Annotated in this window: 15 protein-coding genes; 9 read left to right on the top strand and 6 right to left on the bottom strand. The window is 54.7% G+C overall.

Annotation, left to right across the window (positions count from 1 at the left end):
* Positions 1-40: 40 nt before the first annotated feature.
* Positions 41-2,170, bottom strand: coding sequence for a carboxy terminal-processing peptidase (locus ACW9KT_RS15335; RefSeq protein ID WP_457081918.1), 2,130 nt, complete (start codon positions 2,168-2,170; stop codon positions 41-43).
* A 262-nt stretch (positions 2,171-2,432) separates the two neighbouring features.
* Between ACW9KT_RS15335 and ACW9KT_RS15330 the strand changes: the two genes are divergently transcribed.
* The 8 genes from ACW9KT_RS15330 (at position 2,433) to ACW9KT_RS15295 (ending at position 10,217) form a co-directional block, all read left to right on the top strand.
* Positions 2,433-2,930 carry a MarR family winged helix-turn-helix transcriptional regulator gene (locus ACW9KT_RS15330; protein ID WP_457081916.1) on the top strand — a complete coding sequence of 166 codons (498 nt, stop codon included), beginning with the start codon at positions 2,433-2,435 and terminating at the stop codon, positions 2,928-2,930.
* Between the two features lie 231 nt (positions 2,931-3,161).
* On the top strand, positions 3,162-5,579 hold the full coding sequence (locus ACW9KT_RS15325) for an outer membrane beta-barrel protein (protein ID WP_457081914.1): 2,418 nt from the start codon (positions 3,162-3,164) through the stop codon (positions 5,577-5,579).
* Between the two features lie 145 nt (positions 5,580-5,724).
* Positions 5,725-6,264 carry an RNA polymerase sigma factor gene (locus ACW9KT_RS15320; RefSeq protein ID WP_457081912.1) on the top strand — a complete coding sequence of 180 codons (540 nt, stop codon included), beginning with the start codon at positions 5,725-5,727 and terminating at the stop codon, positions 6,262-6,264.
* A gap of 5 nt (positions 6,265-6,269) precedes the next feature.
* The gene (locus tag ACW9KT_RS15315; RefSeq protein ID WP_457081910.1) at positions 6,270-7,118 is read left to right on the top strand and encodes a zf-HC2 domain-containing protein; all 849 of its coding nucleotides are present in this window, start codon (positions 6,270-6,272) and stop codon (positions 7,116-7,118) included.
* A gap of 151 nt (positions 7,119-7,269) precedes the next feature.
* Positions 7,270-8,040: a DUF4097 family beta strand repeat-containing protein gene (locus tag ACW9KT_RS15310; RefSeq protein WP_457081908.1), complete on the top strand. Its 771-nt coding sequence runs from the start codon at positions 7,270-7,272 to the stop codon at positions 8,038-8,040.
* A gap of 121 nt (positions 8,041-8,161) precedes the next feature.
* Positions 8,162-8,875, top strand: coding sequence for a hypothetical protein (locus ACW9KT_RS15305; protein ID WP_457081906.1), 714 nt, complete (start codon positions 8,162-8,164; stop codon positions 8,873-8,875).
* A 432-nt stretch (positions 8,876-9,307) separates the two neighbouring features.
* Positions 9,308-9,625 carry a hypothetical protein gene (locus ACW9KT_RS15300; protein WP_457081904.1) on the top strand — a complete coding sequence of 106 codons (318 nt, stop codon included), beginning with the start codon at positions 9,308-9,310 and terminating at the stop codon, positions 9,623-9,625.
* 238 nt (positions 9,626-9,863) lie between these two features.
* On the top strand, positions 9,864-10,217 hold the full coding sequence (locus ACW9KT_RS15295) for a hypothetical protein (protein WP_457081902.1): 354 nt from the start codon (positions 9,864-9,866) through the stop codon (positions 10,215-10,217).
* A gap of 76 nt (positions 10,218-10,293) precedes the next feature.
* Here ACW9KT_RS15295 and ACW9KT_RS15290 read toward each other — a convergent pair whose 3' ends face one another.
* The 5 genes from ACW9KT_RS15290 to ACW9KT_RS15270 form a co-directional block, all read right to left on the bottom strand.
* Positions 10,294-10,653: a hypothetical protein gene (locus tag ACW9KT_RS15290; protein ID WP_457081900.1), complete on the bottom strand. Its 360-nt coding sequence runs from the start codon at positions 10,651-10,653 to the stop codon at positions 10,294-10,296.
* A gap of 27 nt (positions 10,654-10,680) precedes the next feature.
* Positions 10,681-11,598, bottom strand: coding sequence for a UV DNA damage repair endonuclease UvsE (uvsE, locus tag ACW9KT_RS15285; RefSeq protein ID WP_457081898.1), 918 nt, complete (start codon positions 11,596-11,598; stop codon positions 10,681-10,683).
* A gap of 78 nt (positions 11,599-11,676) precedes the next feature.
* Positions 11,677-12,357, bottom strand: a complete 681-nt coding sequence (locus ACW9KT_RS15280; RefSeq protein ID WP_457081896.1) for a carboxypeptidase-like regulatory domain-containing protein — start codon at positions 12,355-12,357, stop codon at positions 11,677-11,679.
* A gap of 111 nt (positions 12,358-12,468) precedes the next feature.
* A complete protein-coding gene (locus tag ACW9KT_RS15275) occupies positions 12,469-12,717 on the bottom strand; it encodes a hypothetical protein (protein WP_457081894.1) in 249 nt (82 codons plus the stop codon).
* Between the two features lie 152 nt (positions 12,718-12,869).
* Positions 12,870-14,108, bottom strand: a complete 1,239-nt coding sequence (locus ACW9KT_RS15270) for a metallophosphoesterase (RefSeq protein WP_457081892.1) — start codon at positions 14,106-14,108, stop codon at positions 12,870-12,872.
* Positions 14,109-14,232: 124 nt separating this feature from the next.
* Here ACW9KT_RS15270 and radC point away from each other — a divergent pair, with 124 nt between their 5' ends.
* Complete coding sequence (radC, locus tag ACW9KT_RS15265; RefSeq protein ID WP_457081890.1) at positions 14,233-14,976, top strand: RadC family protein; 744 nt, start codon at positions 14,233-14,235, stop codon at positions 14,974-14,976.
* Positions 14,977-15,031 lie beyond the last annotated feature (55 nt).

The raw sequence follows: 15,031 nt of genomic DNA, 5'->3' as shown, positions 1-15,031 counted from the left end.
ATACGAAGCTAACGTCCGGGCCATGGCTTATAAATGCCCCCTAGAGTGCGTCCTGAATCACGGCAACGGCCTCACGCAAAGCCAAATCCTTGCGCAGGGGCTTCACAAAGCGATTGGCCCGGTTTATCTGGGTGGTGTCGGCAGTTGGGGCTGGGGCTTTGAGCAGGTCAATGGCCAAGTCCGGCAGAAGCTTCTGCGATTCTTTGTACTTGTCGGCAGCCGCTTTGGTTTGCTCCTGCTGGGCCCGATAAGCATCTAGGCTCAGCGAGACGCGGGTATCTTTCTTCCGCTTTTGCATCCGCTCCACCGATTCGGTAATAAGACGCAAGCCTGGATTGGTAGAAACACGGTTGTTGCTAGCCGCAGCCAGTTGCTTCAGCGAAGCAGCCCCCGACCAGGGACGGAAAGGAGCAGGAGCAATTTCATCCCAAGGCAACGGGAAGTCGGTGTCTTGTTCACCTTCCCCGAGAGTGCTGTAAGCATCCGGTACTACTACATCGGGCGTCACGCCTTTAAACTGTGTGGAGCCACCATTGATGCGGTAGTACTTCTGCACCGTCAGTTTCAGCGAGCCAAATGGCTTCAGGCTGTTGAAGGTGCTGGGCAGTACCTGGTCGAGGTCGAATATCTGCTGCACGGTGCCTTTGCCATAGGTTGTGTTGCCAAGCACAAGGCCCCGCTGATGATCCTGAATAGCTGCGGCCAAGATTTCGGAGGCCGAGGCGCTGTACTTATTTACCAATACAACTAATGGCCCATCATACTGTACACGGGGGTCGGGATCGGCCAGAATCTGGGCGGGGCGCTCCCGACTCTTTATCTGCACCATGGGACCGGTTTTCACGAATAAGCCCGCCATCTCGACGGCATCTTGCAAGGAGCCGCCGCCATTAAAGCGCAAATCCAGTACTACGCCCTGTATGCCGGCCTGCTTAAGCTTTTCTAACTCCTTTTTTACATCGTCTGCCGAGCTGCGGCCGCCGTTGTGGTTGAAATCAGCATAGAAGCTGGGCAGTAGAATGTAGCCAATTTTGCGGCCCCGATCATTTACCACCGCTGACTGGGCATAGGTTTCTTCAATAACGACCACGTCGCGGATGATGCTGATAATGTGAGTACTGGCGTCGGGCTTGCGCACCGTCAGGCGAACCTCCGTGCCTTTCTTGCCCCGAATCAGCTTCACGACCTTATCCATGCGCATCCCACTAATGTCCACGGGCTCGGCGGAACCCTGGGCTACGCGCAGAATGATGTCGCCAATTTTCAGCTCGCCTTGGCGATAAGCCGCGCTGCCAGGCACAATATCGGCTACTGAAATTTGCCCATCTTTTTCATTTAGCAAAGCGCCAGTGCCTTCTAAGCGGCCAGTGAGGGCCAGATCAAAGTTTTCCTTGGCCTGGGGGGCAAAATACTCCGTGTGTGGATCGTAGGTATTAGCAAGGGTGGAGGCGAAAGCAGCCAGCCGGTCGTCGGCTTCGGTTTTCTGCATATCGCTAAACCACTCATCATAATACTTTAATACGCGCTTGCGGGCATCGGCTTCCAACTCGGCGGGAGTGCGCTTAGTTATCGGACCCACATTGGTGGCGGCCAACGGCTTCTCCGCTTTTTTAGCCTGCTCGTCCATCATCTCCGACACTTGTACCAGCGTTTGGTACTTGAGCAACCGACGCCAGTATTCGCGGCGCTCGGCCGGGGTAGCGGCGTATTCGAGCTTGTCGGGGTCGGTTTCAAACGGCTCAGCCACGGTCAGGTCGAAGGGCTGGGCCAGCAACTCGCGGTACATGGTCTGCACTTCGCGGGTGCGCTGCTCGATAAGCTTAGTGCTTAAGTCTATAAAGGCATGTGAGCCTTTCTTGATTTCGTCATCGAGGGCGTCCTGATACTGGCGCAGCTGCTTTACATCGTCTTGCAGCAAGAATCGGCGTCCCGAGTCGAGGCGCTTCAGATACAGCTTAAATATCCGGCGCGAGAGGTTATCGTCAACCGCTTGGGGTTGAAAATGCGCCTCGCTTAGGCCTTGCACCAGCGTTTTGAGCAGCACTTCATCTTTAGGCCCCTGGGTGCGGGTAGTGCCAAACCAGGAGGGAGGTGCGTTGAAAGCGGTTAAACCCGAAATGCCGAGCAGCAGAACGGCACCATAAACAGCAACAGGTCGGAAGGAGAGCATAACAAGGTAGATAAAGACGACAGACGTTGGGAGCAATAATCTCCCCGTTTTTCAACTGAGAAGATAGCTAATATTCCGGCCAAACACTGCGGGAATGGAATAAGACAAGGATGGATAATCCACTAAGCAGGTTGTTTCCAGGCCAATAATTATTTCGACTACGGTGCCTAAACTAAATCATTATGATATATCATTAAAAATTATTTTGTTTGGATGCAACTCCGATGACATATCATAGTCTGTAACTACGAAATCTTTCGTGATGCTAAACGAAATACTTTTTTACTCCCTCGACCGGGCCATCCGGCAGTACCGCAAGTTCGCTCAGACCAACATTGATCGGGCGGGCATTGACATTACGGTAGACCAATGGCTGGTGCTGCGCGTGATTGACGAGCATGATGATTTAACGCAAGCAGATATTGCTGACCGAGTATTTAAGGATCAAGCTTCGGTGGCCCGCATTATTGCCCTGCTGCTAAAGCGGGGCCTTTTAAAGTCAGAACCACTACCCAACGATGGTCGGCGCAGCCGCCTGCGGGTAACGGCGGCAGGGCAGGACACGCTAGTGGCCGTGCAGCCGGTAGTACTTAGCAACCGGGCCACTGCCCTCAACGGGTTGAGCGAAGCTACGCTCAACCAGCTGCGGCAGAGCCTGGAGCGCATCTATACAAATTGTCTGTCTCCCCAGGCAGAATCAGCGGAAACACCTGATGTATCACCTACTGCTTCAGCCCTCAGTGGCCCCGATGCGCAGTAAACCTCTTTCTCTATGCTTAAAAGTTATCGGCCTCCGCCACCGTAACTAAGCCGCTTTCCCTGCCTTCTGACTGGCAAGCTAGCTGCCTGCTCCTTTACCGCTAGTCCGGCGTCCAAAAATGGTCGCCCTCCTCACTGTGTCCATACTTTTCTCCCTTCAACCATGGTAGTCTCCCCCTTTTATCGTCGTTTATTAAGCCATAGGCACGTTATTCTCGTTTTTTTAGTCAGTTTGCTGACCAGCTTTGAGGCCTTTGCGCAAGGCCGAGTGAGTGGTACCGTGCGCAGCGGCGACGCCGGAACCGCCATCGAATATGCCACCGTTACGCTGCACCGCGCCGCCGATTCGGCGATGGTCAAAACTGAGTTCAGCGATGCCCAGGGGGCATTTCGCTTTGAACAAGCCGTGCCGGGGCGCTATTTAGTGTCGGCGGCGCAGGTAGGGTTCGTACGAGCTTGGTCGGGACCATTTGAGGTAGGAGCCGCCGATCAGACGTTGCCTGCATTGGTGCTCAAAGCCAGCCAAGCAACCGCCTTGAAGGAAGTAACCGTAATCGGCCAAAAGCCGCTGTATGAGCGCCTAGCCGACCGCACCGTGGTAAACGTCGAAGGCTCGACGCTGGCGGCTGGCAACACTACCTTGGATGTGCTCAACCGAGCGCCGGGCGTGACGGTGGATGGCAGCGACAATCTGGCCCTGCGCGGCAAGCAGGGCGTGCTGGTACTCATCGACGGTAAGCGCCAGCCCATGACCGGCACGGAGCTAGCGGATTATTTACGCGCCTTACCGGCTGATCAGCTCAAAAGCATCGAACTGATAACCAACCCACCGGCCAAATACGACGCGCAAGGCGGCGCCGGCATCATTGCTATCAACCTCAAGAAAGACCAGCGCCAGGGCACCAACGGCTCCGTAAACGCCAGTTATGGCCGCAGTGAATTGGATAGAGGGGAGTACGATAAGTTTACGGGGGGCTTTTCCTTCAATAATCGGCGTAAGGGCTTGAATACTTTTGGCTCTTACACCTATTCCGACCGCGAAAACATTGGGAAGCTGGATATCTATCGGGATTTTTTCGATAATAGCACGGGCAGTAAGGTGCTCATCGGCAGCAGCGACCAAATAAATAGTGGCTTCGGTAGATCCAAGACGCACAGCGGGCGGGTGGGCTTCGATTACAACCTCTCAGAGCGGACAGTGATTGGAACGGCATTTAGCGGACTTTCGAATAAGAGCCCTGGTCTGTCAGTTAATACTACATCGCTCCTTGATGGCTCAGGTGCAATTGTCGATGTGTATGATGCCAATACCGATCGGGATTTTCGCTCGGCTAACGGCACGGCCAACCTGAACTTCAAGCATACCTTCGCCGACTCAGCCAATAGCCGCGAGCTAACGGCCGACGTGGACTACGCCCGATACACCCGCGACCAATTGCAGGCGCAACGCACTAATTTCTTGATGCAGGAGCGTCCAAATAATCTATTGGTAGGCGACCAAAAAGGTGAATTAGCTATTATGTCGGCGAAAACGGATTATGTACAGCCCTTACCTGGCAAATCACGATTGGAGGCAGGGGCGAAGTTCAGCCGCGTCACGTCGGATAACGATGTGGTCTTTCGGAATACGGAAGGCAACGTCACGACTATTGATTTGAACCTCACCAACCGGTTCAAATACGATGAAAATATTGGTGCGGCGTACGTCAATCTCAACCGCACTCTCGCCAAAACTACCTTGCAAGCGGGCCTGCGGGTGGAGACTACCCGTGCCATCGGCCGCCAGGAAGTGGGCGACAGCACCTTTCGGCGCAACTATACCCAACTATTTCCCAGTGCGGCCCTTAAGCGAACCCTAAGCGAGCAGCACGAAATGAACCTAAGCTTGAGTCGGCGTATCAATCGTCCTTCGTACGGGCAGCTCAATCCGTTTCGCGTCATTATCAACCCGACTACCTCAGGCGCAGGTAACCCCAATCTGCTGCCAGAAACCAGCTACAATGCGGAGCTTTCACACACTTTCAAGCAGAAATTTACTTCTACTCTCAGCTACAGCCGCACCGACCAGCCCATTATCAACGTAGTGCAGCCCGAAACAGACTCGACTGTGATATCGACGAACGTGAACCTGAGTCGGCAGGACTACTACGCCCTGACGCTGACGGCGCCTCTGCAACCCAAGAAATGGTGGCAGATTTATAACAACGCCGTGTTCTACTACAACCGCTTTGTGGGCAACCTAGCCGGCACTAGTCTCAACGCGGGCCGGCCCGCGTTTACGCTCACCAGCAATAGCACCTTCACCTTCGACAAGGGTTGGGGTGGCGAAATAAACGCCAGTTTTCAGTCGGGCGAGCGGTACGGGTTCTTTCGTTTGCAGCCCACCGGGCAGGTTTCGTTGGGTATTCAGAAGTCGGTATGGGAGCGGAAAGGCAATATCAAGCTGAACGTAGCAGACGTGTTTTTTACTCAAAGATTGCGGGCTACGTCCTCTTACGATAACTACGTGGAGCGCTTCTACCAGCGTCGAGATTCACGCATGGCTACCCTGGCCTTTACTTATCGCTTTGGCAACGACAAGGTGGCACCCACGCGCCGCCGTCAGGGTGGAGCCGAAGACGAGAAGCGCCGCGCCGGCGGTGGAGCTTGATAGCCCGAACTGCGGTTAGTTGTAAAAAGCCCCCCGGTAGCGCTACTGGGGGCTTTTTTATGTATTCGAAAAAATACTTCTGTACCCTTGTAACGATTAGCTCAACTCCCGGTACTCCCTGCAAATCAACCCCAATATCCTAACGGTGGAAACCAGAAGCGACGAAGATTTAATGGCAGCCGTCCAGGCCGACGACCTCGATCAGGTGGTGCCGTTGTTTGAGCGCTATCAGAAGCCGTTGTTCAACTTTTTGTACCGCCTTACCAATGATTACGAAGCCAGCCAGGACCTCACCCAAACTGTGTTTGAACGCCTGCTGAAGTATCGGGCCAGCTACCGGCCCGGTCAGCCTTTCCGGGCCTGGGCCTACCAGCTAGCCCGCAACGTGCACACCGACCACTGGCAGCGCAGCCAAAAGATGCGCACCACCGACGTGGTGGAAGTAGAGAGTAAGAGAGTATTTGGCTCCGCTGCCTTTACCCAGATGGCCACCCAAGACCGCGAGGAGGCTCTACACGAAGCCATGGCGCTTCTAGCTCCGCCCCAACGTGAAATCCTGGTGCTGCACCGCTTCCAGGGCTTCAGCTACGAGGAAATTGCGGACATGCTGGGCTGCACTGCTGGCGCCGCCAAAGTAAAAGCGCATCGGGCCTTGCAAGCCCTGCGCACCATCTATTTCAACTAACGACCATGAATACCACGCCTAACTCTGCCGATTGCCTCGATGTAGCCGACCTACTGGTGGATTACGCCGAGCAGACTTTGCCCCCGGAGCAAACGGCCCGAATGGCCGCCCACCTAGCCCAGTGCCCTCGCTGCCAAGAGCGCGTAGCCCAATTGCAAGAGCTGGGGGGCAAATTGGAAGCTGTAGAAACAGTAACCCCGCCGCTAGCATTGCGCACCAACTTTATGGCCGCCTTAGCGCAGGAAAAAGCAGCGCTGACCAACACAAATGCAGAGGCCGGTGAGGCCAAAGTGATTCGTATGGAGCCTGCTACAGCCACCTCGGCCGGCGGTTGGTGGATGCGCATCGCCGCTAGCTTAGTGCTGCTGGCCGCGGGCATACTGCTCGGGAACTTGTGGCGGCCACTCTCGCCGGAAGTGGCGGCCGTAACGACTGCCGAGACTACGGCTGTTCAGCAGCGGTTTCATGCCCTAAACGGTGACCCTACAGCGCCCACGCTCTCGGCTAGCGACCGGATTCAACTGGTGAGCGAACTGGCGGGTGATGCCACAGGCACGAGCGACCCCGTGGTGCAGGTGCTGATCAATACCCTAAATTTTGACCCTAACATCAACGTGCGTCTTGCTGCCGGCCAGGCTCTTTACCGCCTCCGCGAAGACCCCAGAGTGGGGGAGGCGTTCATTCAGTCCCTGACCATCCAAACCGACCCCAACGTGCAGATTATGCTCATTGAGCTGCTGGTCGATATGCGCGAGCAACGGGCCGTGCCCGAACTGGAGCGCCTCTCGCAGCGCCGCGATGCCCTGCCCATTGTGCGGCAGCAAGCCGAATCGGGCCTAGGTCTGCTGATTTAAAGTGCCTGATGGGTCTGCATAAGCACCCTATTTATTAGTCATAAACACACCAAGTTTTCAATTTTTCCTTACGAACCTGGGCTGAAAATGCCCCCCGGAAGTCGCGGTTGCGGGTGCGTTCGATTTCTCTCTGTCCTCTACTTCCCCTGTCATGAAAAAGACTCTCATTCTCACCCTGTGCTACCTGCTGGCCGCTAGTCCGGCCCTGTTGGCTCAGGAATACAAACTCAAACTCAACGGCAAGACCAACAAGATTGTGTTGGATATGCAAGGCGCCGAAGTAAAGCTGGAAGGCTACAATGGCAACGAGCTAATTATTCGGGGCAACGGCTACGAGCCTGCGCCCAAGCGCGCCGAGGGCTTGCGCGCAGTGTACAATGCCGCTGAAGACAATACCCGCATTGGTCTGTCCGTCACGGAAAAGGATAATACGGTGCGCATCGTGCAGGCTTCCCGCAAGAGCACCGACTACGTGATTCGGGTACCGCGGCAGGCATCAGTAGTGTTCAACCAAAACCAGTTTGGCGGCGGCGACTTCAGAGCTACCGACATCAACGGCGACGTGGAAGCCAATATGAAAACTGGCGATGCCGAGCTGCTAAACATGGGCGGCGGCGTAGTCGCCAACAGTGTCAGCGGCAACGTGACGGTACGCTACTCGGCCGTCGGCAAATCGCCCAGTGCCATCTCTATCGTCAGCGGCGATGTCGATGTCACGATGCCCGCCAATAGCAAGACGACGCTGCAACTGCGCACCATTTCGGGTGAGGTATACACCGACTTTGACATCTCGATGGGCAAAGATGCTGGCGACCTGCGCCGGGTGGGTGGTCAGACCGTGGGCGGCTCCGTGAACGGGGGCGGTACCAACGTGTCGCTCCAATCAGTGAGCGGCGACATTTTCGTCCGCAAAGCCAAGTAAAGTGCTGACGAGTGAGATTGTGAAGCTATCATAAGAGTAGAAACACACCCTTCACAATCCCACTCTTCACCCTTCCCTACATCAGCCTTCACAATCTCATCACTTCACAATCTCACTCGTCATGAAACTCTTCCTGCTACTGGGCGCCATCGTTGCCCTCCTGCTGGGCACTGGCCCCGCCCAAGCCCAGAAAATCATTGAGAAAAAAGCCCCTCTGAGCAATAATCAGCGCCTGGTGCTGGATTTGCAACACGCCTCCACCATCCGCATCAAAGGCGGAAGTGGCAAAGAAGTAGCCGTAATAGCGGCCGTCAACATCAACAATAACAAGCTCAATGAGGCCTTACTACTGACGCTTACCTCCGAAGGCGAGGAAGTAAAAGTTAAGTCGGCTTTCGATAAGGAGATGGTGCGCAATGGCCAAGCGTCCGACTGCCCCGATGGTGAGGGCTACAGCATGTGGAATGATGATAGAGACAAAAACGGCAACGGTGGATACCGCCTCTGCATCCGCGTCGACTACGAGATAGAAGTACCCGCCGGCGCTACCGTGAAGGTGAACACAATCAGCGGCAATATTGAGGTAACAGGTCTGAACGGGCCCCTGGATGCTAAATCCATCAGCGGCTTCGTGGACGTAACCTGGCCACCTACGAAAGGCGCAGATGTAGCACTCAAAACCATTACGGGCGAAGTGTATACCAACCAAGATATTGCCCTCAACGGTCAGAAAAACAACTCGCCAGTAGGATATCAGGTGCGCGGTCAGCTAGGCAATAGTGGTCCAATGGTAAAACTCGAATCTATCAGCGGCGACGTGTTTTTCCGCAAGTAGCAGTAGGCAAGATCGGCCTCTAACTCCCTCATTTGCCCCCCAACTTTCCAAGTACTAGTGTGCTAGCTGCGTTGCTCCCCACCGCGACTCACTGGCCCTAGCTGGAAAGCTGGGGGGCAAATCTGTGTAAAAGTGGGTTGGACAATGGCCATAAGGCTATGGAAATACCCCATGAAATCATCGCTTTTTGGTAGGCAAACAAAGAAAAATTAGAATTAATATTTCGGTAATAGTAATTTGTAAAATACTGTTTCAGTGCGGTGTTGGAGATATTAGTGGGAGGTCTGTGTAGAATTGATTTGGCTAAAAAAATAATTTAGTAACCTAAACAGTAAGCGTACCGTTTAGGGCTTGCAATTATCTTCCAACCACTAGGAAGTTTGCACCTGTCATCGGTGTCGATGAATTTACTCTCCATTTAAAATTAATAACATGAAAAAGTCATTTGTATTAGTTGCTTTGCTGTTTGCTGGAATCACTGCTGCTAACGCCCAGACCACTACTGGCATGAGCACGCCGCCTCCAACTACAACCCAGAGCACCACTACCCAGACGCAGACAACCCCTGCTACGAACGCTACAATCAGCACTACGCCTGCTACGCCTACCGCACCTGTGCAGAGCAGCACAACTGTAGAAACGCAGAGCACAACTACTGCTCCAGCCTACCCTGCCACCACTCAGCAGCCTGTTGATACGAAAGTTAAAAACAAAAAGAAAAAGTCTAAGACCAAGGTTGATCCTTCGTAATAAGGATATTCAACCTTTTTTGAGTTGCTTTGACAAAGCCCGTTCTATGCTATAGAACGGGCTTTGTTTTTTGTTTAAAAAAGAAAAACAAAGTTCACTTCGTAAGTATTTTATTAACCCTCATTAAAATTCTATAAATAACAAAATTGTATACAATAGCTGAATTTAGCTTAAATACGTAGATACTATGGCAGCCAATATTTTCTGCATACTTCATCACGTAATTACGCTGCCAGACATGAAAATTAAACTTCTTTTCTCGGCCCTATTGCTAGGTGGTGCGGCGCACGCTCAAACCACTCCTACTACCACCTCACCGGCCCCTGTTATGCCCCCCGCCTCGGTGCCTCAGTCGGCTACGCCCGCCTCCCCATCTCCGCAGATGCCTCCGCCTATCGGCACCATCGATACTAATTCTGGTCCGCTGCCCACCTCCCAACAGCCCCGCCAAGACCGCGTGCGCAACCGGCAAACGGTGATGGATGGTCAGCCTTCTCCGAGTGTAAAAACCAAGGAAGAGAGGCGCGCCTCACGTACCAACACCAAAAAGACCCGCCCCGCACGTACTTCCAGAGCTACTGACCCGCAATAAGATACCGTAAACAAGATACAAAAAAGCCCCCCAGAGATGCTCTGGGGGGCTTTTTTGTATCTTGTTTATCTGCTGACTAGCTTTTTAGCTTAGCTCCGTGCTGTAATAGCAGGTCGCCCAGGGCGCGGAGGGCAGTTTGCGCATCGGGAGTGGCGTGGGTGGCAGCTTGCAGGGTTTGGGAGCCTAGCATATCGAGAGAGCGGCCCACGGCCTCACCATCAATCCCGTTGGTGTCGCTGAGGATAGACTGGAGGTTACCTAGCTCCCGGTCGATGTCCTGGAACTCTGGGATGCCACTTTGCTGAAGTATTTCCTGCCAGGCGTCGATGTTGGTGTGCGCGGTGCTTAGGGGCAGGGCCGTGAGGCCGCCGTGCAGGGCGTGCACGGTACCAGCAAGTAGGTCAGCGCCGGTCTGGGGGGCATTTGGCTGTTTCATAAGAAGGGAAAAAGGGAAGTAAATGCGCTATGCTGAAGTAGCTACTGGGGCAGGGGCAGCTAAACCTAGCTCGCGCAGAATGGCTACGGCGCGCAGGGCGCTGGCTTCTTTGTCCTTGATTTCGAGCATGATATCCACATCAAGGCCGTTGAGATGAGTTAGGAACTCCCGGAACCGATCTTCTACTATTGAGGAAGTATGCTTGCCTTTACGCTCCCCAAGCTGCTGGGAGCTGTAATCCATCATCAGCACGCCGTCGCGGGTAGGGTGCCAGGTGCCGGCGGCCAGGCGCAAAGCCTCTTGCATAGGCTCTTCGTGGTTGAGGCACTCATGATGAAAGTTGTCGAAGAGGATGGGAATACCCACGGCCTCGTGCACCCGCAGACAGTCGCGTAGGCTGAACAGGCGGTCGTCGTTTTCAATCACCAAGCGCACCTGCACGGCTTCAGGCAGGGTGCGATAAGTTGCAATGAAGCGCTCAATGGCCACATCGCGGTCACCGTAAAGGCCGCCTACGTGAATTTGCAGCTTCGCGGTGCTATCTAGGCCCATCAAGTCGAGCATGGAGCCCTGGTACACGAGCTCGGCAATGCTGCGCTCCACAATACCCGGATCGGGCGAGTTGAGCACCACAAACTGATCGGGGTGGAAGGACACGCGCATTTGCTCGGCCTTGATATAATCGCCGATAGCTCGGAACTGGGGGGCAAATTCCGTCTGCCACGGATATGTGTTTACGGCATGGGAGCCAAAGGGCACGATGCCAGAGCCAATCCGGAAGAAGAGCAGGCCATGCTGGACATTATACTCCAGAATACGCTGCAAGCAAGTCAGGTTGTTGGTAACGGTAGTTACCAGGCGCTCATCGTTGTAGGAAGCCAGCCGAAAGGTGGTGGCGGCGCTGCAGTCGAGCGTTTCGTTCACGCAGGGATACCCGATTTTCATACCTGGCCTTACGTGCGTTGCGCGCTGCCTGTTGTGCCAGGTGGTCGGGCATTGGCTATTGCAGTCTAGAAACCGCCCTTACTCGTAGCCCCGGTTATCCTTAAAGTTGCGGTTGTAGCGCTCCCGGTCGCGACGGGCCTGCTCCATTTTCTTCTTTAGGGCCTCCTGCTGCTGTAGCTCTTCAAGCTTGCGCCGCGCCTTGCCCTCCCGCGACAGCGCATCGTAGAGCATACTGGCAGGATTTTCCAGCGTCGCCACGGGCGCTTTGGGCGCCGTAGAGTCGACGGGGAAGAGGGGCTTAGGCGGTGGGGGGCGTTTTACGGCGTTGGCGGGCGGCTCGGGGCGGCGCACGTTGCGCAAAGCTTTTTTGATTTGGGCATCGGCCGGGCGGCCTTCCTGCACCCGCACTTCCCCCAGCTGAATGCTGGCGCGGTCCATTTTTACCTGCACAATCAGCTGGGAAAGACCCGAGCGGCCCAGGGCCAGGCGCTTGGTTTGGAAGCCCAGGGAAATAAATTCCAAGGTGTCGGTGTACGCCACGTCGATGCGGAAGTCGCCGTCGTTGTTGGCTACCACGCCGGTTTTGCTGCCCTTAATGCGCACCGTAGTTCCGGGTATGGGCTTGCCGTCGGCGGCGTTGGTAATGGTACCCGACACGCGCAGCTGAGCCGAAGCCGACAAGGCCAGCAAGAGGCCCACAACCAGCAGTAGGGCAGCTTTATTCCAAAATCCGGGGAGTAAACGGGGCAGTGAAACCATCAACTATTCTAACGCAACCAGACTGCAAGGTAGCCAACTACAGAGTCAAAAAAAGCCCACACCGTTGCAGGTGCGGGCTTGGATTAACTTAAAAACGAGCCGTGAGGTTCGTTATTCCGACTTGATCTTAGCTTCCCCGTCGGAGTCCATCTTCACTTTGGAGCCGTCGGCACGCTTCACTTTTACGTCGCCGTCGGCTTCGGTTTTTACCTTGGTGCCATCGGCGTATTCGGTTTTCATGTCGCCGTCATCATCGACTTTGGTTACGCCGCGGTCATCGGTTTCGGCAGTATTTTCACTGGAGCAGGAAGCAAAGGTGAGCGCGCCAGCGCAGGAGAGAAGCAGGAAGATCTTTTTCATATCAGAAGGGGTGAAAGGGATAAAGACCTGAAAAACAAGTCTTGCCCGCTATACGGCTCCGGTTGCTGGGCCGTTGTCGAGGTGAAGTTTGCTCCTAAAAAAGCCCCCCAGCTACTTGGCTGGGGGGCTTTTCTCCTAACTCATTAAAAGGCTTACGCCCGTCGCAGCTCAAACACAGTTATTTCGGGCAGGAAGCCCACCCGGCCCGGATAGCCCAGAAAGCCTAGTCCAGTATTTACATATAAATACTGTTGGCCCTGCTTGTATAGGCCAGCCCATTGCTTGTACACGTACTGCACGGGGCTCCACTTAAAGAAGGGCAGGTTCACACCGAACTGCATGCCGTGGGTGTGGCCCGAAAGTGTGAGGTCGATGTCGGGATATTTCAATACTTCGCCTTCCCAGTGTGAGGGGTCGTGGGAGAGGAGGATTTTGAAGGGTGCATCGCCGCTGGCCGCGTGGGCTTTGGGCAGGTTGCCATACTTGGGAAAGCGCATCTGAGCACCCCAGTTCTGCACGCCCAGCACGGCTATTTTCTCGCCGTCGCGCTCGATGGTGTGGCTCTCATCCATCAACAGGCGCCACCCAATTTTGGCGTGGTTCCGGGCCAGACGGGCCAGATTTTCACGCTTGGCTTCGGGGCTGGGCCACTGCACGTAGTCGCCGTAGTCGTGGTTGCCGAAAACAGAGAATTTGGGCAGCTTGGATTGAATCTGGGCCAGCGTATCGATGTGCATTTCAACTTCCGTGGCCACATTATTTACCAAGTCGCCGGTCATGAAAATAAGGTCGGCCTGCTGCTTATTGATCATCCGAACGGCCCGCTGCAAAGGCTCCCGTGAGCTGAAGCTGCCCGTGTGCAAGTCCGAAATCTGGAGCACCTTGAAGCCGTCAAAGGCTGCCGGCAGGTTGGGAAAGCGCAGGGTTACCCGCTTCACCTGATACGCCGTAGCACCCCGCAGCATTCCCCAGATAAAGGCTACAAATGGAACTCCAGCCACAATTAGGGCTAAGCCACTCAAAAACTGACTGCGCGTGATGGGCGAGCCAGTGCCCGCAGAATCGCGCTGTGTAAACTGGCGCACAATCCAGCGCCCCAACCGGATCAGGTCTTCGGGAAGCAAAAACAGGACAACGACCATTTTGGCCAGAAGAAGGCCTACTAAAGCGCTGGATAAATACGTTTTATACGGCGCGGGCCCCTCATGCCGGGTAGAGATGGCCCAAATAGCCAAAATCCAAGACAGGGCCGTAACCAACCAATAAATCGTTCCGGCAATGCGGCGTCCGCTAATAGCGCTAGCCGGGACAATCGTGCGAATGGCTTGATAACCATACCATTCAGCTAATACCAGAAAAAGAATAAAAGGGAAACTGAGGAGTCGTGACATGCAGGTGAGTAGAAGGAATGCCGGCAGCTTTGGTTTAGTTATTGGAGCTAGCGGGTAAGAACAGGGTAGACGGCTGAGTACAATTTTTACTTTATTCGCCAGCCCTCAGCAACAATAGTGCAGTATGAAATCAGTTGACAATCTGGCGGAAGATGCGGCCGCCCCCATCCGTTACGTAGCGCCTACCTCTTTTGGTATTAAAAGTTGGGCCGAGGAGGACCGGCCGCGCGAAAAGCTCCTGCAAAAAGGTCGCACCGCCCTCTCCGACGCCGAGCTGATGGGCATCCTGCTAGGCTCAGGCACAGCCAAGCTCTCGGCCGTGGATGTGGCGAAGTTGATCTTGAACGCCGTGGGCAACGACTTGAACGAGCTAGCCAAATTGTCGGTGAAGGAATTGATGCGCCACAAAGGCATCGGCGAGGCCAAAGCTATTACCATCATTGCGGCTTTGGAGCTGGGCAGGCGGCGCAAGGAAACAGCCGCTGCGGCCCGCACCACCATCACCTGCTCTCGCGATATTTACCAGCTTATCCGGCCCAACCTCCAGGATTTGCCCCACGAAGAATTTTGGGTGATTCTGCTCAACCGGGCCAACGTAGTCATGCGCAAACAGCCCATCAGCAGCGGGGGCGTAGCCGGCACCGTCGCCGACCCGAAGATGATTTTCAAGCACGCGCTGGAGCAGCTGGCTAGCTCTATTATCCTGGTGCACAACCACCCCAGCGGCAACCAGAAGCCCAGCGCTGCCGATATTGCCCTCACCCGCAAGCTTAAAGAAGCCGGCCAGTTCCTCGACCTGCCCATCCTCGACCACCTCATCTATACCGACCACGGCTACTACAGCTTCGCCGACGAAGGAGTGCTGTAAAAAACGAGCTTGAATAAGGCGAACTTTAAATCATCTGTCATCCTGACGAAGGAAG

This window comes from Hymenobacter sp. HD11105 (assembly GCF_054051685.1).
This window is presented reverse-complemented; position numbering and strand designations above follow the sequence as displayed.